Genomic DNA, 23,177 nt, shown 5'->3' on the forward strand with positions numbered 1-23,177 from the left:
CCATGTGGTTAGAAGTTAACGGTAAAGAAATTATCGGCATACATTCTGATAAATGTGATAACAAAAATACATGGGTTGACCACAAAGGCGATGCCAATGTGGGCGATCAATGGATTAAAAATAAAGTCGTCAAGCGCGCGGATAATATTGATGATCTCGATTCAAGGCGTGTGATTGCTCAAAGCGAAATATTAAGACGTTACCCCATTTGGAAACAGCTCAATATCTTGCGAAAAAACGATTGGCAAGAAGTAACCGACATGGGGAAATTTATTGATGACGTTCGCGATTGGTCCAACGACCTAAACAAATCTAAAAGTATTCTTAAAAAACTAACGTAGTAAACAATTCCATTTAAACAAATTTTTTACAGCTTCGAAGCAAGTTGGAGTATTCCTATGCCTGAACAATTTTTACATGGTGTCGAAGTCGTTGAAATCGACTCGGGACCGCGCCCTATTCGTACAGTGCGATCCTCTGTTATCGGACTAATTGGCACTGCGCCTGATGCAGATGAAAATCAGTTTCCCGTTAACCATCCGGTGTTAATCGCTGGCAAGCGAAGTGAATCAGTGGGTCTTGGAGGTACCGGCACGTTACCCGCTGCGGTTGACGATATATTTGATCAAACCGGCGCGATGATTGTTGTAATTCGTGTTGAAGACTCCGACGAAGAACCGTCAAGTGAGGTCGAAGTTGGCCCAGCCATACCGAATGTTGGCCAAGTCATCGGCGGCATTGATGACGAAACAGGCCAGTACCTGGGTGTTCAAGCCTTTTTAGCCGCAGAAAATGAAGTGCATGTTACGCCTCGTATATTGATCGCCCCTGAGTTCAGTCATCACCCTGCAGTTGCTAATGAGTTGTTATCGGTCGCAGAGCGTTTACGTGCTGTCGTGATTGCCGATGGTCCTAACTATAACGATGAAGAGGCCATCGACTATCGACAAATGTTCGGTAGCTCTCGCTTATATCTGGTTGATCCTTGGGTGCGAGTGTGGAATACAGAAGATAATGTTGAGGTGGTTCGTCCAGCCAGTGCTCGGGTTGCAGGGCTGATTGCTAAATCGGATGCAGAACGCGGATTTTGGTGGTCACCATCCAATCGTGAAATTCGCGGTTTGATGGGGACTGCACGCAGTGTTGATTTTGCATTGGGTGATACTAACGCCCGCGCCAACTTCCTCAATGAAAATGAAGTGGCAACCATTATTCAAAAGGATGGCTTTCGCCTGTGGGGGAATCGCAGTTGTTCTGCGGATCCGAAGTGGGCCTTTTTGAGTGTACGACGCACTGCCGACATGATCAGTGAATCGTTACTTCGTGCGCATATGTGGGCCGTGGATCGCAACATTACCAAAACCTATATCGAAGATGTGCTCGAAGGCGTCAATGCTTATTTGCGGCACTTACGAACAGTGGGTGCGATCATTAATGGTCACGCTTGGGCGGATCCAGAATTGAACACGCCCGATCAAATAGCGCAAGGTAAGGTGTATATCGACTTTGATTTTACGCCACCTTATCCCGCCGAACACATCACATTCAGAAGCCACTTAGTGAATGATTATCTGGTAGAAATTCTGCCAGATGCAACTTAAAGGAGACGAACATGCTTGATGATATTTTGAAAAATATGGCCTTGTTCGTCGATGGACGAGGCTTCGCAGGAAACGTGGAAGAACTCACACTTCCCAAACTCACTTTAAAAACTGAAGAGTTTCGCAACGGCGGTATGGACGCACCCATCGAAGTGGAGATGGGTATGGAAAAGCTTGAGAGCGAATTCACACTCACACGTTTTGATAAAAACGTATTGAAGCTGTTCGGGTTGGCGCCGGGACAGCTCACCCCGTTAACGATACGCGGTGCTGTAATTTCAGATGACGGAACGCAAACAGCCGTGGTGGTAAATCTTCAGGGCATTGTGCGCGAAATGGATCCTGGTAATTGGAAGCCCGGAGAAAAAGCGACCCTGAAGATCATGTTAGCGCTGCGTTACTACAAACTAACTCATGGTGGTGACATTGTTCATGAAATTGATATCCCCAATATGGTTCGCACCATTGGCGGTGTTGATCAGTTATCTGCGGTTCGTTCCGCGCTAGGCATTTGAGGAGTTGAGTATGCAAATCGAAAAATATTACGTCATTAAGCCAACCACTCATAGCCGCAGAAAAGTCAGTTACGGTGATGAGTTAGATTTAACAGAATCTCAAGCCCGACCACTGCGCAATGGTGGCTTTGTTTCACCCGATAAAGCAGCGGCACAACGTATCGCCGAATTGGTGAAAGAAAACCAAACACTGCAAGCAAAGAGTACCCAAGAAAGCGAAGCGCAAACTGAAGCAGGCACTGAAGCAAAAAATGAGGCCAAGTAATGGATAAACTAAAAATTGAACTGACTCATCCCATCAGCATCGACGGTACTAAAGTAAGTGTGTTGCAACTACGTCGGCCCAAAGTACGTGACATGCTCAGTGTAGAAAAGAGCGTTGAAAACGATGCCGAAAAAGAGATCCAGTTGTTTGCCAACCTATGTGAGCTCACACCGGAAAACCTGCTCGACTTGGACATGGCTGATTACTCAAAGCTGCAAAAGGCCTATCAAGATTTTTTGTCCTAAGCCCGCGTGATGCTCGCCGGGCAGTGATAACGTTGGCTAGCCATACAGGCTGGTCATTAAATGAGCTCGGCCAGCTGGATGGCGAAGAGCTTTTGGCTTGGATTGAGCAGTTGCCCCGTAGATCGCTTTGAGGCAACCAAGTATAATATATAAGTTTAATTTGGTGAAAATAACAGCTATCGAGGCATTTCAAATGGAACACAGAGAGGTAGTTGAAATCCAACCCCATGAGCTTCTCATGGGATTGGCAGAGGTTATTCGAGAGACTCAGAGAAATGTTAGTTACTACGAGGTTAAAAAAGTAGCAAAAACGCACCTAGATCAGGTCATCGATGAGACTCTCAAACGAGAGAAAAAAGCCCTAACTGAAGCTGAAATTGTTGCGCTGGCATCTCGACTTTATACGCAAATTATGTGCAAAACAACGACAAACGGGCTCGCAATATTGTCGAAATATTACTCCTGTGCACAACGAATGTCGCGCCAGGAGTTGATGAGTGAAAAACATAAGCCTTCAAGACTAGGCAGGCACTTAAAGTACGTTTCTGGTCGTAGGCCTTTGAATGTTTCAGCGCACGCTATTGTTAGTGGAACTCACCCTGCGGCAAAAGCGGCAAGATCCATTTTGGCTCGCTGGAAAATTCGAATTGATGATCCAGGCAACGGCGTTTTCCTACCGCGAGACTCAAGGTATATCCCGCACAAAGAGTTACCGCTTGCTAAGAATCACGCACAATTGCACACTCACGAATATTATTTGAACGTTTTTAATATGCTGAGCTCATCAAACTCAGAGCAGGAATGCCGTTTGATATTGCGCCTTATTGCGGATCAACTTCGTAACGGAACCTTTGGAGATTAAGATGAAAATTTATAAAGTTAGACCTGACACTAGCTTTCGAATGATGTATCCGCCGGATGAAGTATATGAGTCCGAAAGTTGGGAGTTTAAATGCCATGAGCTGGTAGATAAGATTCCGCAATTTGATGCGTACTGGGATGATGATACTTCTAAGCCCTTACCAGATATCGCTTATCTAGGTATGTCTGCATTTGCATTTAAAAAGGATGTGGCTGAGCAAATGACCGACATACTCGAATCCGCAGGTGAGATGCTGCCTTTTTATATCGAGGGCGAGTTGTGGTACTACTTGAATGTAATGGAAAAATGTGAATCTTTATTAGATGAAGAAAAAACAAAGTATAAAATCAATCAAGGGAATATAAAATTAATCATTGAGGATTATGTATTTAAACCCGAGTTTTTATCAGACTCATCTATCTTTAAAATTCCACAAGATAACCATACAGAGACATTTTGTGCTGATCGGCGAGAAAATGATGAGCAAGTTATAAATAATTTCTTCTGCGCGGTACATGGAAATGGTTTTAGTGGATTAAAATTCACGGAAGTATTTTCCGACGAATAACAAGAGTTTTAATAAATCGTTTTGAAAAGCGTGCATAGAAATATGCGCGCTTTTTTCGTATTGGAGGTTTTGATTTGGCTAACTCGTCATTTAAATTAGCGCTCCAAATCGGCGCAAGTATTGGCCAAAGCTTTCGTACGTCCGTTAGAGGATCTCAGTCTCAGCTTAATCAACTGGGCTCATCCATCAACAAACTGAAGAACCAGCAAGCGTCGATTAAAAAGGTTGAGTTAGGTGAAGCCAGTGTGGGTAAGGCTCGAGTTGCCTATGAAGCCGCCAGTAGAGAGTTATCCCGGCTTAGACGTGAGGTTGCTAGTACCGATCAACCCAGCAAGCAACTGACGCAATCCTTCGAAGCAGCAAAGCGTAAAACAGAGCGTCTTTCCCAAGCCTTAGGTAAACAGCGAGATCGCCTGCAACAAAGCCGACGTGAGTTACAGCAAGCGGGAGTATCCAGCAGAAACCTGATGGGTGATAACGCCCGATTAGGTGCATCGGTTGAACGCCTCAGCCAAAAGTATCGAAAATTGAATCAGGCCATGCGCGCTCAGGAGGCCAATAAAGCCCAGCGCGCAGACCTGCGAGGTCAGTTATTTGATGCGGTGGCATTAGGTGCAACGGTTGTAGCACCGGTGAGCATTGCGGTGAACTTTGAGCAATCTATCGCAAGGTTGGGTGCTATTACCCGCTCGGGTGATGATGCGCTCTTAGGGCTCGAAAAAACGGCTCGTCGATTAGGAGAGACAACCCAGTTTTCAGCCTCCGAAGCGGCATCGGCCATGACCTTTTTGGGTATGGCCGGTTTCAAAACTAATGAGATTATTTCTGCAACGCCGGGCATGCTTAATTTGGCCCAAGCGGCTGGTAGTGATTTAGCGGGTACCGCAGATATTGCATCCAATATCTTAAGTGGCTTTTCTCTAAAAGCCGATGAGATGGGTCGTGTGGGTGATGTGCTTTCTGCCACCTTCACTACGTCCAATACCACGCTGCAAATGCTTGGCGATACGCTGAAGTATGCAGCCCCTGTGGCCAGTAGTGCTGGGGCGAGTATCGAACAAGTCGCTGCGATGGCTGGTTTGTTGGGTAATGTCGGTATTCAAGGCAGCATGGCGGGTACCGCATTACGCGCGGCATTTTTACGTTTGTCTGCACCGCCCAAGGTTGCTGCGGATGCCTTAGCCAACTTGGGTGTTGAAGTTAAAGACCTGGATGGCAACTTACGCTCGGTTCCTGAACTATTGCAGGAGTTAGCGCAAGCCACCGAAGGCTTAGGGTCTGCTGAAAGAGCAGAAGCCATTAAGCAAATCTTTGGCTCAGAAGCTTCTGCAGGTTTAACCGAGTTGCTCAAGCAAGCTGGCTCCGGCGCATTGGATTCTTATATCCAGCAGCTACAGCAAGCGAAAGGCACCGCCGATACTATGGCTAAAAAAATGAGTGCCACCACAGCGGGTAGCCTGAAGCGATTGGGCAGCGCACTTGAAAGCGTCGCGATCAGTATTGGCAGTTTACTGCTACCAACCATTGCTGCAGGCGCTCAGCTTTTTGCCGGTATGGCCAGCTGGGTGTCTGGTGCTGCGCAAGAATACCCATGGCTTACCAAAGTCATCGTCGGTGCAACGGTAGGTTTAGTTGCGCTGAAGGTGACTGCTATCGCTGGCACTTATGCGTTCACTTTTTTAAAAGGTGGTGTACTTAGCCTGGTGACTGCATACCGAACCTTGAGTGCTGGTATTGCCATGGCGCAATTAGGCATGGCGCGAATGAATGTCCTGTCGGCGCTATCTGCTGTTCGAATGGGAGTGGTGACCGCAGCGCAATGGGCGTTGAATGTTGCCATGACTGCCAATCCGATTGGGCTCATTGTTGTGGGTATTGCTGCATTAGCGGGTGCAGCTTTTATGCTGATTAAATACTGGGAGCCTATCGGCGAATTCTTTTCAGGCCTTTGGGATGGTGTAAAAAATATTACCAGTGGTGCCGTGGATTGGCTGCTAGGCAAGATGAACTTACTAGCAAAGCCTTTCGAGTTATTAGGTTCTGCCTGGAACGCTGTTTCTGGTTGGCTAGATGGTGATGAATCTGAGGATGCGCCATCTTCAGCCAATAAACGTAAGCTTGCTACAGCCGCCGTTGGGGCATCGCTAGCGGCGCAACCTGCAATGGCATTGCCGAATTCAACGGTCAATGCACTACCTCAAATTCAAGCAGTCAGCGCTGCTAATCATAATCAACAGTCGGTCATTATTGATGCGCCTATTACCATTCATGCTGCACCCGGTATGGATGAGCGAGCTATTGCCGGTGAAGTTCAAAAAGCACTGGAGCAACGAGAGGCGCGAGCGGCAAGCCAACAACGAGGTGCCCTATATGATGTATAGGACATACGAATATCGTGAGAGCCATGGAAGGCGGAAACGATTGATGAAAGTTAAGGTGGTGCCATGAGTGAAACCATGATGGCGTTAGGCAGATACCGATTCTCCATCGACAGTGCGGCTTATCAAGAACTAAAACACAGCCAAGCCTATCGTTGGCAAGCTCAAGAGCGATTACAACGCCGACCGGCTATGCAATTTTTAGGCGCCGGTGAAGAATCGATCGAGTTTAGCGGTGTGATCTATCCGCACTTTAAGGGCGGGTTGAAACAACTGGATGCTATGAGAATAGAAGCTAGCAAGGGGCAACCTTTATTGCTAGTGGATGGCTTGGGTTTTGTCTGGGGGCAATGGGTCATTACCCAAATTGATGAAGGCCAGTCGTTTTTTCAGGGCAATGGCCAACCGCTTAAACAAAGCTTCCAACTTAAGCTAGTGAATTATGGGGCGGATAACTAATGGCAACTTATCGAACACGCGATGGCGATATGCTGGATGCAATTTGCTTGTCGTACTACGGCCAAGCGGATGGTTATCTTGAGTCTGTTTTAACTGCGAATCCCGGTCTTGCTGATATGGGTCCAGTCTATCTCTCTGGCTTATTAATCGAGCTGCCGAACCTATCGGAGCAAAACCGAAGCCAAGAGACTATTCGTCTATGGAGCTAATACATGAGACCAATCTTTAGGATTCTGGCGGATCAGCAAGACATCACTGACACAATTCGAGATCGACTGTTATCGCTTCGCATTACTGACGAGGCAGGCAATCAATCGGATACGGTTGAGCTGCAACTAGATGATCGTGATGAAAAAATACAATGGCCGAGCCATGGCGCGGAGTTGGAAATTTCTTTGGGAGCCGATCAAAACCAATTGACCCGAATGGGTTTATACATCGTTGATGACATCGAGCATTCAGGGCCACCAAACACTATCACTGTTCGCGGCAAAGCAGCGGATATGCGCGCTTCAATCAAGGCGCCTAAAACCCGCAGTTGGGATGGTATTACGCTGGGCGCTTTGGTGCAAACGATTGCTGGCGAGCATGGTTTATCTGCAAAGATATCTGAGCAATTGGCTTTGATCGCCATAGAGCACATCGACCAAAGCAATGAATCTGACTTGCACTTATTGACACGCTTAGCTCGGCAACATGGCGCCGTAAGTAAACCCGTTGCAGGCTTTCTGGTATTTGTTTCCAAAGGTGAAGCCAAGTCAGCCACTGGGCAGCAGTTGCCATTAGTTGAGATACCAAAGCACCAAATTTCCCGGCACCGTATGACACAAGCTGAGCGCGGTAAATACCAATCCGTAAAAGCTTACTGGCACGACAATGACACAGCAGAAAAACAGAGTGTATTAGTCGGTGATGGCGAGCCGGTCTTTGCCATTCGCCATACCTACAATGATGCACAAGAAGCGACAAGGGCGGCTACAGCTAAATTGCAAAGCTTGCGCAGAGGCACAGCCACGCTATCGCTAACATTACTCGGCAGGCCCGAGCTACAAGCCGAAGGAAAGCTTCGTATTTCAGGTATCCGCGATCCAGTAAATGGCGAATGGGTCATCAATCGTGTTGAGCACCAGCTAGATTCCAGTGGATTGCAAACCCGGTGCGATGCTGAAGTTCCCAATAACTAATTGAATATTGTTGATTGTTGAAACCGCCCATGAGGCGGTTTTTTTTATGTATAGGACAAGGCAGTTTTTTGCTCCTGCAAAAACTGCATTTCCACCATCCATGGCGGTCATATGTCGCGTTGCCATGGATGGCAAAGAGCGACCATTTTAGGAGATTGTAAATGGCACCAGCCAAAGAAAAAGAAAACGGCATGGTGGTAGTGCCGAAAGATGAATTTGAAAGCTTGTTGAATAGCGCCGCAGAGCGTGGCGCCGAACGTGTACTAGCACATCTAGGTTTAGAAAATGGCCATGCCGCTAGGGATATACGAGAGCTTCGAGACTTGTTGGATGCTTGGCGTGATGCAAGGCGTACCGCATGGCAAACCGTTATCAAAGTCGCCACCACCGGCATTCTCGCCGCGCTTATTTTAGGCGTAGCCATCAAATTAAAGCAGCCTTGAGCGCTTAAAAATAGTAAACGGAGGACAATAAAATGCTGACACTATTAGGTAGCCTGCTTGGCTTTATTTCGAGCGCCTTTCCAGACTTGCTGAAAATCTGGCAAGACAAACAAGACAGAAAACACGAGCTACAGATTCTCGATCGACAGATGGAGCAAATGCGCCTTGGTCATAACCAACGGCTAGAAGAAATTGCCGTCAATGCTGACATCAATGAAAGCCTTGCGTTGCTGAAACACGACAGCCAGCCATCGGGTATTAAGTGGGTCGATGGGCTTAGGTCATCGGTACGACCGGTGATCACTTACGCTTTTTTCCTATTGTTCACCGCCATAAAAATCTGCGCGTTATATGTATTGGTTTTCGATCAAGGCCTAGATTTCGTCATCGCTTTGCCACAAATCTGGGATCCAGAAACACAAGCATTGTTTGCAGCGGTGATGAGCTTTTGGTTTGGTCAGCGTGCCTTGGCAAAAGCCAGGGGGCAATAAGCATGAAAAGCTTGATAGTTATGCGAATAGAAGCGTTCATAGGAAAAAAGAGGAGTAATTTATGAGCGTAAAATATAGCAAGGTGATCGTTGAAGATATTACAAGTGAAGGATTGTCAGATGATGAACTGTCCTTACTCGTTGACGTTTTTTGCCGGACAGTTGTAAAGGTGAAGTCGATACAAGCAAGTCAGGCTGAATTTCCTTTAAATAAGCTGGCCACCACTAAGACAACAAGCTTAGCTGGGTTTACGCTTTCGATTATGCTTACCTTCCATGAAGGGTGCGAGCTTTGGTTGGGTCAACTTCAGGGGCAAAATAGAAATCTACTTATTACCGGCACCATTGATTGAAACTAAGCCTCGTCAATCAATTTTATAGTCCCAGTCTGTAGCTCTAGGATCACCTGTTTGGTAAAACTGACGCACTAGTTTTACAAAATCCATAAAGTCTCTATTTTCTACGGTAAGGCGGTTTGCCGTATCCCAATCAATTTCAAGACGCTCTTTTGCAGGAACTAAAATCTGGCTTTCTGTCGGGTTGTCAACATCCAGTTGAATTAACCCTATTCCATGCGCAGAAAATAGCATCCGTAATTCTTTTAGCGTATCGCTGCCTTCAATTTCCGAAGCCACGAGATAGCCGAAGTTCGCCCAAGAAGAATTTGAAACCGCCTGAAAGAAACATTCTCGAATGTTTGAACGGTTAATTAGCAGCTTCACCTCAAATGACCAAAGTTTGGTTCTCTTGTCGGCGTATTGACCGACACAGTCTTTAACTTCTTGATGCCAGTCTGCACTTAAGTCTTCCATGCCAACAACGTCAGGATAAAGCCATTTATTGCCATTCGGCCCTCTCTTATTCGAAGACCGTTTTTCATCAATTCGTTTCGAGTAAAGTGAAAACTCAGTAAATAGATATTCTGACAATAACGGGTAGAGATCATGTTCTTTAGTTTTAGGTTCTCGGCTGGTCGTATCATTTCGAGGCTGAGATTCCGCCGCATCCACCTCTTCACTTTCTGATTGCTCAGTAAAATAATACTTCCGAGGCCTTCCTTCAGTTGTTTTTACCTGCGGATATTTGTTTTGCAGTCGGGGTCGTTGTGCGGCTATTTCACGAACAATCTGTTGAACAAGATCGTCTTCTGATTGAAGTGAATCACTCCGAAGCTTTTTCTCTTGGCATTCTTCTGGATAAGTTTCGTAAACCCAAACCGCTATCTCACGGGCAGTGAACTTTCTGTTTTGGTTGTTTTGTAAATAGTCGAGAACAGTTTTTGCCAGGTTGAGTGCCATATCCCTATCCAGTTAATTTTTTTAATCATTTTACCTGATCTTTGCAGATCAACAATGAAAAGGATCTCTAATGCGAAAAATCACTCAAGAAGGGCTAGACCTGATTAAGCGATTCGAGGGCTTTAGCTCGACGGTCTATATATGCCCAGCTGGGCACCCAACGATCGGGTATGGCCATTTAGTTCGAAACCATGAAACGTTTGAAACAATTAGTCCGGAAGAAGCAGAAGACCTGCTGCGCAAAGATGTCGAATCGGCAGAGCGAGCAGTCTTGCGTTTGGTGAATGTTTCTCTTACTGATGGCCAGTTTGATGCGTTGGTATCCTTCACCTTTAACTTAGGGGCAGGAGCCTTTCAGCGATCGACTCTTCGGCGAAAGGTCAATCGGCAGGCTCATGATGAGGTGCCAGAGCAACTTAAACGATGGGTGTGGGCGGGCGGACGAAAATCAAAAGGCCTGATTACAAGGCGTGAAGTAGAATCAACTATATATGCTTTGGCTTACCAATCATCCAGTCGTTATAGCGCAATTTTTACCCATTCATAGATTTTGTCGAACTTCAAGATAAAGAATTGACTTTTATCCTAGTCGGCGTACGATGGAATCCTTTGTACTTCTTCGACAATTGTGAAGAGAAAATGAAATGGGCGACACTATTTGGACCATCAAAGAGGTGGCCGAGTACCTTAAAGTTAACGAACGCACCATCTATCGACTTGCGGCCAGTGGTGAATTACCCGCATTCAAGGTGGGTAACTCTTGGCGCTTTAAGCAAGCGGAATTGGAAAAATGGATCGCTAGCCAGGCACAAAAGCCGAGTGATCGTTAATGGTAGTTTGTAATGGTCAAGTTAAACGCACAGGGAGGTATATGCGAGATGAATGCTGTTTTAATCAATCAAATTGCTAGCCGAGTGAAATCTCAGCACACGTCCGTCGACTCCCTTTGGCAAAATGAACAAACCACCTGGCAACAACTGGGGTGGAGCAAGGCCCAAGTCGCGCTTTGGTTGGCATCGCTACCGAAAAGAAACCAACAAGCAGAACCCCATGCGGTTTATCACGTGACGCCTGATCTGGCTCATCATTTAGTCACGTTACTCACTCAAGCGGGTAAGCCGCTGCCTATCGCCCTTTTGCTCAAAAAACTCCCAGTAGGGGTGACTGCGACAGAACAACAATTACGGAAGTTGGCGCAACAAAATGAGCGGCTGGCATTAAAAGGCCCGTTGATCACATTAAGCGACTAAATCTTATTTGGGTAAACGAAAAGAATTTTAAAAATTAAACACTAAGAGAAATCCATGGCAAAGACAGCGACTGAAAAAAACACCAAAGCAAATGCCGCAACGAACTTACTTGAATCTCAGTATCAAGATTTACGCGGCCAGTATGACAATTTTAAAGACCATGTCGAATTAACCTGTGTCGAATCTTTCGTTAAAGCCGGATTAGTGTGGGGCCAAGTAGAAGGTAACGATACCCCCGCCGTGATGTTGGTGGTGTTAGAAACAGGCCATTGGGAATACGCGCAGCAAACCGAGAAATTCGATTTGTTGGCCTACGAGCTGCTCGATAGTTTTGATGGTCAGTGGCCAGTTTTTGCCCACGTCGTAGACGATAAGAACAGTCGATTGTTAAGCTTGTTTGGCAGTGATGGATCGGACGGTACTCACGGCGTTGATGATATTCCCACGCTTGAAGAGTTACGAAATTTTGACCGCCTAGAGCGGGACCCAACCTTCCGCTGGTCCATGCGTGTTTACACCCGTTTAATGCAGCGCTTCGATGCCTTCCACGAAAACGTGTATCGCGTCACCAAAGACAAGGTCAACGATAAAAATGACATTATCGAAGAAGTCGCAAAACTCTTATTTTTAGAAAGCTTCCGCGCCCATCACAGCGCCGACCTCACCTTTAAAGACCGCGATGGCAACACCCAAAACTTCCGTGAAGTGTTCGACTATCGTTATGTTCAGCAACACGGCGATAAAGCCGTTGACCTTATAAAAGATGCCTTTGAAGCCTTTAAAAGCCACCAAGACTATGTCGTGGTCAGCGATGATGGCACACGCAATGCCATCTTCCCGCCGGAATCCCACTTGCGCTTATCGGTGGCTAAAAACTATATCGACTTGCTAGAGGCCATGCAAAACCTCGGGCCGGTCACCAGCAATGATGGCCGAAAAGTTAAAGAGCAAGGCAACCTGGGGGATGTTTCTGGTGATTTACTTGGCCGGGTGTTTGATGTTTTTCTGCGAGCCAACTTTGAATCCAAAGGCGGCTTGGGCGTTTACCTAACCCCCAATCCAGTGAAACAAGCCATGCTGGAAATGGCCGTACACGATATCAGTGACGACGATGCGCTGATGGCGCGCCTAACCAGTGGTGATTTTCGCTTTTGTGACCCTACCTGTGGCTCCTTTGGCTTTGGCTCGGTAGCCTTAAGCCAAATTGATGGTCTTATTGATACTCAGTTAGGCGGTATGGATGAAAACCAAAAAACCAAGCTCAAAAATACCCTGCGTGAAACCAGCTTTACCGGTGCCGATGCCGCCCCACGCATGGTGATGCTGGCGCGGGTGAATATGGCCTTACAAAACGCGCCTAAAGCACAGATTTTTTATACCGACAACTCGCTCACCACCCAGGCTCTAAAACCCAACAGCTTTGACTTAATCTGCACCAATCCGCCCTTCGGCACACCCAATTTTGGCAAAGACAAAAAAGGCCAAGAGTCCAAGAAAAACTACGAAGCCAATATGGAGCAAGTGCTGGGTGGTTTTCGCCCTGCTGAAAAAGTCAAAGAAAGTTACAACGCCTATTACGACCACACCAAAATGCGCTGGGAAGATACCGGCGAACTGGAGCTGGATGAAAACGGCGAGCCAAAGTGGCCAGGCTACCGCACCGATTTACGCCGAGTAGGCGGCACCGATAAAAAACCAATCCATCACTTATACCCTTCCACCAGCGGCTTAGCCTTGGGCAGTAAACCCGATAAAAAAGGCAACTGGAAACAAGTGGGTGCCACCATCGACCCTGCCGTGTTGTTTATTGACCGCTGCTTACAGCTATTAAAACCCGGTGGCCGTTTATTAATTGTCTTGCCCGATGGCATTTTGTGTAACAGCGGCGACCGCTATGTGCGCGAATACATTATGGGTAAAAAAGACGAACAAAGTGGCGAATTTGTCGGTGGCAAAGCCATTGTTAAAGCGGTTATTTCTCTACCCAGCGATTGCTTTAAACTCTCTGGTACGGGTGCGAAAACCTCGATTTTATATCTACAAAAACGCGCCGCCAACCCCAGCCAACTCGAGCAGTTTTTACCCGAGCCGCAAAAAGAAGTGTTTATGGCCGTGGCCGAAACCCTGGGCTATATGGTGAAAAACAATATCGAAGACTATAACGCCGGCGTGCCGAATGATTTAGATAAAATTGTGTCGGCTTATAAGCGGGGTGAGTGATGTCTGTTGATACCTTACGTGAAACATTTCATATAAACCGTATATCCCATCAAGATCTACAGGACTTCTTGACTGCCCAAACGTATCGCCCGGAAATTACTGAGGCTAAGAGGAAGATTCGCTCCTTGCCATGGGCTAACCTACAGGGCGTTTGCAGTAAACCTATTCGCCAAGGCAAATCGCCCAAGTATCTAGAAAATACGGGACTAGTTTGTGTAAAGCCTAAGAATACAAATGACATGTTGGTTTCTCTGGAAGATACAGACTTTATTGACCCGTTGACTGTAGATCAAATCAATAATCAAAAACTTAAATATGGCGATATTGTAATTACTCGTTCGGGCTCTGGAACAATTGGCCGAGCTTCAATTTATAGTGGGCAACATGATGTATATACAAATGATCATCTATTTATAGTTCAATGCAAAACAGCGGATAGCCATTATGTTTGTTCGTTCTTGAACAGTTACTGGGGGGCTAGGTTATTAGAAGCTGGGATATCAGGGTCTACCGGTCAATTAAATCTTTCAAACGAACATATAAAAAACATTCCTCTATACAAGCCAAATGAGTTAGCCCAAAAATACATCGGCGACAAAGTCCGCCAAGCCGAAGAACTTCGTGCTTGGGCGAAGGGGTTGGAGAATCAATTCACCCAAACACTGTCTCAAGCATACCCGGAAGCGTTCATTGATAAACGAACAGGAAGAAAGTATTCGAAAGCACCTGTTGATGATATTTCTTACACGCTAAACCCCGGTGCTTTTGATGAAGAACGATTACGCATCAGGATTTATTTGAAATCCAAGGGCGCACAGAAACTTCGCACAATCGCCTCTATTCAGGGTCCAACAACCTCGGATTATTCCGCAGAAACCGTCTATGTTGGTTTGGATGCAATCTCTTCTGGTAGCTGTGCTTTATCTGTATCTACAGTAGGTGATAGTGATGTTAAAGGCACTAGCCGATTGCTAACAGAAGGTGCTGTTGTCGCTAAGTTACGGCCATATTTGAATAAGGTTGCTTATATTCCTGCTAAATATTCTGGAGCCGTTGGATCAACTGAACTGTTATGTGTGCAGCCAAGTTCAGATGTTTCAAGTTGGTACTTGTACGGGGCATTAAAATCCGAAATAACGCTAAAACAATTAAAGCCATTAGCAAGTGGTTCTACTCACCCGCGCATTGATCAATACGATCTTTATGATGTGGTCCTTCCAATTCACTCTGAATATGAAACGTTAGGTGAAATGCTGCAAAAGGCACAGAGTGCTTACTTTTATAGCAAAGATTTAACTACAGCGGCCAAGCTTCTTGTCGAAGCCCTTATCGAAGGTCAGCTCACCGAGCCACAATTAATCGACGCGCAACAAGCATTAGAAGCGGGTGATAACAGCCTGGACCAAGCCATTTTAGCGGGCTTAACGCCACAGGGTTTTAATGCAGATCCTGCGGCTAATACAAAGACTGAAAGTAAGGCCCAAAGCCAAGCCTTATTTAGTGATTTAGACGAGTTAACCCGCCTGCTTGAACAAGCACAAGAGGCCGCTAATGACTGAGGTGGCCTTAAAAGCGGTGGAATCGGTTATACATACACGCGAATGTGTGCGTGCCTATTCCACCCTTTTTAAACAAGGCTGGGTAGCACTGAGTGATAAGCGCTTTAGTGAAAGGCAGGCAGAGCAGATTAAAAAAAGCCTGACCGGTTTAGCTGCGCCGCTTGCTCTACAAAACGCTGCGGCAAATAAAAACGCTGAGCCAGATAAAAATAATTCAACGTCTTTTTCATTAACCCAAACCCTGCTCGCGGCCCGCAGCCGATTAATTAACCCATCGTTAATGTCAGCCACACAAGAACAGAGCAAGCCCGCCGACGGTGAATGGTTATTAGCCCTATTGGCCCTCGATGAACAATGGCGCAACCCTTGGTTAAACCTTATGGCCGCCCGTTGCCGTGAAGCCGGTGCCATGAGCGATACCGATGTACTGGTAAAACTGGTATCGGAACTCGGCGAAGCGGCGCAATGGGTGACGCCCATTCTGCAAACTGCAAACGACCTTAAAACAAGCCCTAGCCCACTCGCTGAATTAGAGCGGGAACTTATCGGCCATTCTCTCGATGAAAACGCCGCCATTCCTAGCTTGGTTCGAATCCTGCGCGAAGCTTTTTTACTGGTGCAACTTCAACAGCAAAACCTCAATTCAATCGAGCCAATTAAGACGATCGATGGCAGCAGTAAAGCATTTAGTGATAACTGGTGTGCTGGGCGCTTGCTCGCCTTACCTTCAATGGCCTCAGAACCTTCTACATTAAAAGCGTGCAGTGAGAATACCCCACAACTGATCCTGCAGTCGTTGCCCAAAAGCCCAGACGCACATGCAGGCGTAGATACAGGAAATAGTGTTGAGACAACATTCGATTATTTAAATCGCCAGCCATGGGCCATGTTGCTGAGCTTGGTGATTTTTACCCAAGATGCCTGGGCCGCTGAACAGCGCGGCGGTTTATTACTGGAATGCCAAGCGGGGCAAAATGCCTACGCCCCCAATGCGATTCAAGTGTTGGTGCAAGGCAGTGAAGGTGACGAGGTGGCCATTGGCAGCTTGGCAGATATGCTGTTGGCATTGTTTGATGACATCGGCATGGGCTTTTATCCCTATACACCGGATGCTCTCGACCTCAGCCAGCAATTGAGCCCACTAATGGGCGAACTGTTAAACCGACAGCTTTGGCAATACCGCGATGGCAGCAGTGGCCGTTTGGGCTATTACCAGATCCACCCTACATTTAGTGATGCTTGTTACAGCCTGCCGCTCAGCCCCTTATTTGGCCGCAAGAGTAAAGCGCTGCAACACAGTATAAAAACCTGCGCCCTGCAGTTGCGCGAAGCCAAGTTGCTGTTGGCGGCATCGGCCACTAAAAACACAAAAACACATTCTGAATTAAACACAATCAATACAGGAGCGGCTCATGGATTTTGACATGCTTGGCAATAAGAGTGGCCAAAAAAGTGGGCAAAAGAGCAAACAAAATAGTGAACTAAGCGATGAGATGATCGGCCAGCTAAGCGCCCGCCACCGCTGGGCAGCGACCGGTGTATCGGACTATCCCCCTCGTGACCCTTTAGTGGGGCAAAGTCGCTTCTTTAATCGCTTTAAAACCTTTTTGCATACGGTAGACCATGACGACGACCACTTTGCCCATGTGTTCGCGGTAGAGGCAGAATGGGGCCGAGGTAAATCCCGTTTAGGTCACGAGTTGGTGGCACAAATTAACGACTGCTCCAAGGGTTGGTATGTTCGCACGGCTCAAGGTGAGCTGGCCGATCAACAACTGTTTGATGAAGCCTCACAGGATAAATATTTAGCGCTGTATATTCGTTATTCGCAGGTGGCGTCGGACTATCAAAATTCCGATAACTGGTTTGCTTTTGGCTTGTATCAAGCGCTGCTGCCCTTAGCAACGGGCCAGTTTGATGGCTCTATTCAAAGTGAAATTGCCAAGCAGGCGCTAGAACGTTTAAACCCGATGGGTTTTGATCACCAGCAATTGGCCAAGGCATTAGAGCTGGATAAAAACCACAGCGAAGAAGATCTGTACGAAGACCCAAATCTGGCCGTACAGCTGGTACAAGCGGCCTATACCGTATTAAACACCTTTGGTATCGACTATGTACTGGTGGTGTTAGACGAACTAGAAACCGTCGCCGAGGCGGCAACTTTTGGTTTAGAAGACGAAAGCAGTAAGCGCTTAGATGGTCAAGCCATTCGCTTAATCGGCAAGGCTATTAAAGAAGAAGACCCTCGCCGTAAACTGCCGTGGTTACGCTATGTGGCTTTATGTTCGCCGTTATTAGGGCAACAGCTACGTGAGATCCAATCGGTGGCGCGGCGCTTTGAACTGGTGGAATTAGAACACAACGCCTTTGCCGACGTGTCGGACTATGTCAAAAGCTTAGAAAGTTCAGGTAAGCTTGCACAACCTTATCAAACGGGTTTGGTCGAAGCCGCCTATGCCATGAGTGGCGCTAACTTTGGTTGGTTTAACGTGGTAATGGCCAATGTGGATGCTGTTCTAGAGCAATTCGACCAGGCGGGTAAAACGCTCGAGCATGTTGGCGAGCTGTTTGAAGCGGTGTTGGAAGGTTCGGGCCGAGTGGCCAAGCATGTATTAGATGCCGGTGCAATTGAGGGCATTCAAACACGCGACCAAGCATTGCTCACGAGTTGCCGCAACTTGCTCTATGGTCAGTTGCCCGTACCTTTAGCGGAGGTACCCAATAGCACCGAGTTATTAACACTCAAAAATGAAGATCAAGAACCTGTGGTGGCGCTGTATCGCAAACTCAGTTTAGATCGATTAAGTTGTCGTCAAGCTCTGGAGCAAGCTAAGTTTCGCCGAGATAAAGATGAATGGGTGTATCCCGCCGTTGAACAGGCACTTAGTTTGGATACCTTGTTGGATAATTTGCGGACTTTCTCTATTAAAGAGTCTATTAATGAGCCGATTAAAGAGTCCGATAAAGAATCTGGCAATAAAAGTGACCCGAATGTGGTGCTTTTGCCGCTATCCCAAGGTGAGTTTAAGTACTTACTGAGTTTGCTTTACGACCACCCAGCGATTGAATTTGCCGCCGATGCTTTGTGGCAAAAACTCATTGGCGATAGCCACCAATTACCCGACGGCGATGCGACCCATATTGGTCCAAGCGTGGCCATGTTATTGCGTTTGGATTTACGTTATCGCAGTGCGCAACATAATACGATGATCTTCCGCGACCCTGCCGATAGCGATGGCCACGAAACAGCCATGGCAAAACTCATTGCCAGTAGTAGTAAACATCCGCAATTACGTTTATTGGCGCGTCTAACGGGGTTAATGCGTTTGCTGGATAACAATTGGCCTTACAACCAAGCAGCCCTCCCAAACAAAGCAGGCAAACAACAGCAAGCCCTGCCAATAATTACCGAACCCAAAGGACAAGGCGCAGGGCAGCGCGGCGGCCTGATGACACTCGATGCCTTTAAGTTACACCCCGATGGCAAGGCGCTATTTGCGTGGGTCAGTAACAAAGATGAATTAGACCAGTTGCAGATATTTGCGGGGACTTATCGCGGTGATAATGGCAGAACCCCTGTGTTTGCCGTAACCGCCTCTGCACATTTAATGGAACAGTACAGCCGCAGTGATGAGCAAAGTACGTTGCGGGATGATATTTTACTGCATTATGTGAACCCCAGTGAGGTGGATCAGTTAGAGCGTATCGGTTTGGACTTAAACGAATGCACAGGCTTTTCACTGTTGCCAGAGGCATTCACCGCAAAATTCAAAAATAAGCTCGCCGCATTAACCGAATTTGCAATACAAGGGATGCACAAGTGGCGAGCCCGCTTAAATGAGCGGGGCCGTATTGCCTGGCCAATAAAAATTAATGGCAAATTAAACGCGAGCGAGCGCGATTTACTGTTAGCGGGCTGGCGATTACTTGCCATTGAGCAACCAAGCTTGAATGGCCTGTTAGATATTCAAAAGCAACATAACGTTAATGCAGAAGAGCTCGCTGCATTACTCAGTAAATTACAAGTGCCTGGCAATTTGTTAGCAAAAGGTTTTATCGCCAATGAGCATGCCGGGTTATTTACTGAACTCGCCAACCCACAACAAGCACAAGTGAACTTGCCATTGTTTTTAGCGCGTATGGCCACGCCTTCAATTGACCATGAGTGGACTTTAGATAAGGCAAAACAAGATTGGTATTTTGGCTATGTGGCCCAAACAGGCATAACGGCGAAAACAGTGTTTGATGATTGGATGTGGTGGTGCGGTGAACTTAATTTGCTTACCTTGGATGACCCCTCCGGTAAGAAAGCGACTTGGCGAAGTTATCCCAGGTCGCGGCTAGATAATGCGATTAATGAAGCACAAATATGGTTTAGCGGTAGTGCTCCTGATGCGTATAAAGCCAAAGTAGAGATACTGAATAGAGTTTTTGGTTATGGTCGAATTAGCGAGTTGTTTGCGCCTATTGGTGCAAGTTCGCAGGGCACAGAAACCGTCGAGGCTAATGACCATCTTACGCAAGCAAGACGTTGTTTTAATACCTTAAAAACCACGGAAGAAAACTTGCCTTCTGTGATTGATGATGCCGTATTGGATAAACTACCTGAACTTATACGCCAGCGCGCTGAGGTGTTAAAACTCGTCGACACCGTTCGGCCATTGAATGTACCCAAAGTCACACTAGGCAGCGTGCATACTTTGCAGCTGGAAGATAAAACGCAATCACTCTTCATGCGCGTAACTCAAGCATGCTTGTTCGCTGAATTCGTAGAAGCTGCGAGCAAGCGAATCAGCCGAAGAGCTGAAGATTTAATTACCGACTTAGAACAAGATTGTCGTGACTTGGAGCACTTTCCCAAGGCTTTCTTTAGTCAAAGTTTACGGACAGTAACACACATTCTGGAAGGCGCATTGAGTGAAGACGAATCCAGTACCACGGCAAAAGGAGAAGGTAAAGCCAGCTCGGAAACCTTATTGCACTTTTTACGTTCGCTTAAATTGGATAAGGCGCATGAACGCATTGCGTTGTTAGCCAGTGAAGTGGGCGTCACTCTATATTCCAACCCGGATCACCCAAATTCAGACCATGGTAGTCAACAGGTGTTTACTGAGGTGAGCGGGCATATTCTTAGTGCCTATCGCGCCTTGAAAGAAAAATATGAAAAAACGCTTAAAACATTAACCGACTATAAACTTCAGTCTGAGCAATTAAAAGCGATATTAGATCCTATGCCTAGCGACTACTCAAAACCAGAACATGTTTCTGAAGTTGTGACGCAGCAACAGAAACTGATCATGATTGGCGATGCCTTTGAGGACCTAGCCGACGATGCCGAACGCAAACGAACAGCTTTGCGCGAAGCGATGCGCAAAGGCAAGTTTGACGGATTGCGGGATATTCCTGAGCAGTTGTTGCAACCCATTCGCAGTCAATTACACCCCATTGGTGGGATGTTAAATGCCATTGAAAAAGGCATTAACCAATTTAAACAATCGAAAATAGAGCCGGTAAATGATGTGCTTCCTGGCCTGAGGCCATTGTTGAAAGCGCAAGGCCGATCTGTTCCAGATGCTCTAGAGCTGAATAGTTTTAACGACGAAAGCCTAAGTGATGTGGTGTTGAGTTGTGAGGCATCTTTACAAGCATGGAAAGAACAGGCGGAGTTATGTTTAGCAGAAACAGGTTTGAATTTTAGCCAGTGGCAAGCTGTGTTTAAGGCAATAAGTTTGGGCAACGAGCCAGAGATAACACAAGAGGCAAGGGAGCAGCTAGTGAAAAAGGGTATTTTGAAAATGCGCTTAACATTTGCGAGCGAGCAATAGAGATATGAGCATTTTTGTGGAGGCTAAGTTAGCACAAAATCGTAAAGGCTGGTTTTTGTGTAATTTATTGTCGGCTGATGGTTTTGACGCCCAGTCGCTGCCTGATGCTGGTTTATTAATGATGACGGGGGAAGACTTTGCGCTGCGCGCCTATCAAGCGGAAGTCCAAGCGTGGACCGCTCAACCCGGTAGGGTACTGTTATTGTTACCGCCCTTTAGTGATGATAGTGACCAGCCGCTGTTTAATAACAAGTTGTTAGATTGGCACTTAACCGCGAACACTCAAGAAAACATAGGAAGTGTTGGTTCATTGGCTAGCCTATTGGCCTCGGAAACTGAACTAGCATTGGTTGGAACTGATGGCGATAGCTTGCCAGAACATAGCTTCGAAAATGGTCAGTTACATACTCGCTATTTTCGCAAGCACACAAATAGCGGAATGTTAGTCGCAACGTGTTTGCCGCTATGGTCTATTACTCTGTTGGACCATGGGGCTGTCGTTAAGTCTTGGTTAAGATGGTTTATTGAACATGCAGGAGTGGCACAGCCTGTTGTGACTAAGCATTCAACATTTGAGCTGTCTGCCGGTGATCTTAATTTGTTGGTTTGCGCCTTTGGTTTTGGGGCTAGCAATTTAGAACGGGTGATTGAGTCAAACAAAAAAATGGCATTGTTTGATCTGCAAAAACTAATGGCCAAAGAGCGCTGGCCGCTGCTTCTTGAGCATGGTTATTTAGATAAACAAAGTTTAAGCGCAAAAGGGCAAGAGGCTTTGGAGGGATCTCCTTATTGGGCCTATGCACAAGCGTTAAAGAGTCAATTATTATGAACTCTTCATTAGCTGCTAACTTAAAGCAACGATTAAAAGGTGAGAGTCAATGAAAACAACTAATCTGGCCCAGTCATTGGCAATTGACAGTCAATTGCGCCTTCCTGGCAGTGCCGGGCGTTTACTTAAACAAATTCGTGATATTGAACAAGTAGCGCCTTTATTTCGTGACGCGGGTTTAGTGAAAGCGGTGCATAAGCCTAGCCTAGTTAATTTAAATGTATCAGGAATATCCACTCGCTCCTGCTTGGATAAAGCATTAGGCGGATTTATTTATGCCAGTGCCGCCGTTCGAACCGATTTGATAATCGATGAAAACAAGGTGAGCACACGCGGGTCGGACTCAATATCGGAGCTGGATGATATTGATTTTGAGGCTCAGCGAAAACGTTTAGATTTGATTGAGATCCGTCAAGGCTATGCACTTGTTGAAAAGCTAATTGAAAGTGGCGAAACAAGTGATTTGATATTGTTAGATACACCGCTTTTTTTGGCTAGAGATATGGTGCCATTGGATAGAAATTTACGCCATAAAGCGGAATACGATAAAACGAAAAGTGCCATTGAAAAATTCTGGGCTGCTAATCGCGAAAAATTATTTCCCTGGAATAAAAATGGCCCTGTATTGGTGAGTATTTTGGCCGAGCGATATAGTGCGATTGTGAGCATCGCTAAACAAGATCTTCGAACGACTGAAGGAAGAAAACATTTACTACTAAGCGATGGATTTAACGATACCAAAAATGAACAACTGGAAAAAATAGAATCAAGTTTATCAGGTATTGGAGACTTACGTTTTATCAATGGAATATTAGGTAATTTTTCTCGAACAATCGGGTTTCGCATGACAGAAAACCGATCGCGCATGGAGCCATCTTCTGAAGTCGATCTTGGTGTGATTGGCTTCCATTTTCGAAGTGCTCGAGGCGGGCAAATAAAATTGGCTCAACTGGCGGGTGATGAGCCTGATTGGGATACTGAACATTTAAATGATGTGGCGTGTCGATTAATGCTGTTGGATATGCAAAACCGAAGCAAGACAATGCCTTTACCACAAATATTGGGTTATCAGCAGCTAGAAATATTACCCAAGTTTACCGAGTACTATCGCAAAGGTTTGCATGGTGCACTTAGAGACAATGAAGTAGAAACTACCTGGCTGGCAGGTTTAGAAGAAGGGTTTTAA

General features: G+C 46.3%; 24 protein-coding genes. 23 read left to right on the forward strand and 1 reads right to left on the reverse strand.

Going from position 1 to position 23,177, the window contains the following annotated elements:
- Positions 1-2: 2 nt before the first annotated feature.
- The 14 genes from MO867_RS02160 to MO867_RS02225 all read left to right on the forward strand — a co-directional run bounded on the left by MO867_RS02160 (position 3) and on the right by MO867_RS02225 (position 9,363).
- Positions 3-341, forward strand: a complete 339-nt coding sequence (locus MO867_RS02160; protein WP_252464304.1) for a hypothetical protein — start codon at positions 3-5, stop codon at positions 339-341.
- A 57-nt stretch (positions 342-398) separates the two neighbouring features.
- Positions 399-1,601, forward strand: coding sequence for a phage tail sheath subtilisin-like domain-containing protein (locus MO867_RS02165; protein ID WP_252464305.1), 1,203 nt, complete (start codon positions 399-401; stop codon positions 1,599-1,601).
- Positions 1,602-1,612: 11 nt separating this feature from the next.
- A complete protein-coding gene (locus tag MO867_RS02170) occupies positions 1,613-2,116 on the forward strand; it encodes a phage major tail tube protein (RefSeq protein WP_252464306.1) in 504 nt (167 codons plus the stop codon).
- Between the two features lie 10 nt (positions 2,117-2,126).
- Entirely contained in the window at positions 2,127-2,381 is a 255-nt protein-coding gene (locus tag MO867_RS02175; protein WP_252464307.1) for a hypothetical protein, read from the forward strand.
- Positions 2,381-2,626: a phage tail assembly protein gene (locus MO867_RS02180; RefSeq protein WP_252464308.1), complete on the forward strand. Its 246-nt coding sequence runs from the start codon at positions 2,381-2,383 to the stop codon at positions 2,624-2,626. The genes MO867_RS02175 and MO867_RS02180 overlap by 1 nt, the downstream gene beginning before the upstream one ends.
- A gap of 193 nt (positions 2,627-2,819) precedes the next feature.
- Complete coding sequence (locus MO867_RS02185; protein WP_252464309.1) at positions 2,820-3,488, forward strand: AHH domain-containing protein; 669 nt, start codon at positions 2,820-2,822, stop codon at positions 3,486-3,488.
- Between the two features lies 1 nt (position 3,489).
- The gene (locus MO867_RS02190; protein WP_252464310.1) at positions 3,490-4,056 is read left to right on the forward strand and encodes a hypothetical protein; all 567 of its coding nucleotides are present in this window, start codon (positions 3,490-3,492) and stop codon (positions 4,054-4,056) included.
- Between the two features lie 74 nt (positions 4,057-4,130).
- Positions 4,131-6,437, forward strand: a complete 2,307-nt coding sequence (locus MO867_RS02195; protein WP_252464311.1) for a phage tail tape measure protein — start codon at positions 4,131-4,133, stop codon at positions 6,435-6,437.
- 63 nt (positions 6,438-6,500) lie between these two features.
- A complete protein-coding gene (locus MO867_RS02200) occupies positions 6,501-6,893 on the forward strand; it encodes a phage tail protein (RefSeq protein WP_252464312.1) in 393 nt (130 codons plus the stop codon).
- Entirely contained in the window at positions 6,893-7,102 is a 210-nt protein-coding gene (locus tag MO867_RS02205) for a tail protein X (protein WP_252464313.1), read from the forward strand. The genes MO867_RS02200 and MO867_RS02205 overlap by 1 nt, the downstream gene beginning before the upstream one ends.
- A gap of 3 nt (positions 7,103-7,105) precedes the next feature.
- Positions 7,106-8,077, forward strand: a complete 972-nt coding sequence (locus tag MO867_RS02210; protein ID WP_252464314.1) for a phage late control D family protein — start codon at positions 7,106-7,108, stop codon at positions 8,075-8,077.
- A gap of 161 nt (positions 8,078-8,238) precedes the next feature.
- Positions 8,239-8,520: a DUF6127 family protein gene (locus tag MO867_RS02215; protein ID WP_252464315.1), complete on the forward strand. Its 282-nt coding sequence runs from the start codon at positions 8,239-8,241 to the stop codon at positions 8,518-8,520.
- Positions 8,521-8,552: 32 nt separating this feature from the next.
- Positions 8,553-9,011 (forward strand): holin family protein, encoded by a 459-nt coding sequence (locus MO867_RS02220; protein WP_252464316.1) that lies wholly within the window; start codon positions 8,553-8,555, stop codon positions 9,009-9,011.
- A 61-nt stretch (positions 9,012-9,072) separates the two neighbouring features.
- Positions 9,073-9,363 carry a hypothetical protein gene (locus MO867_RS02225; protein WP_252464317.1) on the forward strand — a complete coding sequence of 97 codons (291 nt, stop codon included), beginning with the start codon at positions 9,073-9,075 and terminating at the stop codon, positions 9,361-9,363.
- Positions 9,364-9,375: 12 nt separating this feature from the next.
- On the opposite strand, the gene MO867_RS02230 is transcribed toward MO867_RS02225, so the two are convergent.
- Positions 9,376-10,308, reverse strand: coding sequence for a COG2958 family protein (locus MO867_RS02230; RefSeq protein ID WP_252464318.1), 933 nt, complete (start codon positions 10,306-10,308; stop codon positions 9,376-9,378).
- Between the two features lie 70 nt (positions 10,309-10,378).
- On the opposite strand from MO867_RS02230, the gene MO867_RS02235 reads away from it, so the two are divergent.
- The 9 genes from MO867_RS02235 to MO867_RS02275 all read left to right on the forward strand — a co-directional run bounded on the left by MO867_RS02235 (position 10,379) and on the right by MO867_RS02275 (position 23,177).
- Positions 10,379-10,855 carry a lysozyme gene (locus MO867_RS02235; RefSeq protein WP_252464319.1) on the forward strand — a complete coding sequence of 159 codons (477 nt, stop codon included), beginning with the start codon at positions 10,379-10,381 and terminating at the stop codon, positions 10,853-10,855.
- Positions 10,856-10,952: 97 nt separating this feature from the next.
- Entirely contained in the window at positions 10,953-11,138 is a 186-nt protein-coding gene (locus MO867_RS02240) for a helix-turn-helix domain-containing protein (protein ID WP_252464320.1), read from the forward strand.
- Between the two features lie 48 nt (positions 11,139-11,186).
- Positions 11,187-11,558 (forward strand): hypothetical protein, encoded by a 372-nt coding sequence (locus MO867_RS02245; RefSeq protein WP_252464321.1) that lies wholly within the window; start codon positions 11,187-11,189, stop codon positions 11,556-11,558.
- 54 nt (positions 11,559-11,612) lie between these two features.
- A complete protein-coding gene (locus tag MO867_RS02250; protein WP_252464322.1) occupies positions 11,613-13,778 on the forward strand; it encodes an HsdM family class I SAM-dependent methyltransferase in 2,166 nt (721 codons plus the stop codon).
- Positions 13,778-15,337: a restriction endonuclease subunit S gene (locus tag MO867_RS02255; protein ID WP_252464323.1), complete on the forward strand. Its 1,560-nt coding sequence runs from the start codon at positions 13,778-13,780 to the stop codon at positions 15,335-15,337. Before MO867_RS02250 ends, MO867_RS02255 begins: the two co-directional genes overlap by 1 nt.
- Positions 15,330-16,760 carry a hypothetical protein gene (locus MO867_RS02260; protein WP_252464324.1) on the forward strand — a complete coding sequence of 477 codons (1,431 nt, stop codon included), beginning with the start codon at positions 15,330-15,332 and terminating at the stop codon, positions 16,758-16,760. The genes MO867_RS02255 and MO867_RS02260 overlap by 8 nt, the downstream gene beginning before the upstream one ends.
- A complete protein-coding gene (locus MO867_RS02265) occupies positions 16,750-21,162 on the forward strand; it encodes a hypothetical protein (RefSeq protein WP_252464325.1) in 4,413 nt (1,470 codons plus the stop codon). The genes MO867_RS02260 and MO867_RS02265 overlap by 11 nt, the downstream gene beginning before the upstream one ends.
- Before the next feature lie 4 nt (positions 21,163-21,166).
- Entirely contained in the window at positions 21,167-21,991 is an 825-nt protein-coding gene (locus MO867_RS02270; RefSeq protein WP_252464326.1) for a hypothetical protein, read from the forward strand.
- Between the two features lie 49 nt (positions 21,992-22,040).
- On the forward strand, positions 22,041-23,177 hold the full coding sequence (locus tag MO867_RS02275) for a hypothetical protein (RefSeq protein ID WP_252464327.1): 1,137 nt from the start codon (positions 22,041-22,043) through the stop codon (positions 23,175-23,177).

Origin of the sequence: Microbulbifer okhotskensis (genome assembly GCF_023895975.1) — a bacterium.
In the GTDB taxonomy this organism is placed as follows: domain Bacteria; phylum Pseudomonadota; class Gammaproteobacteria; order Pseudomonadales; family Cellvibrionaceae; genus Microbulbifer; species Microbulbifer okhotskensis.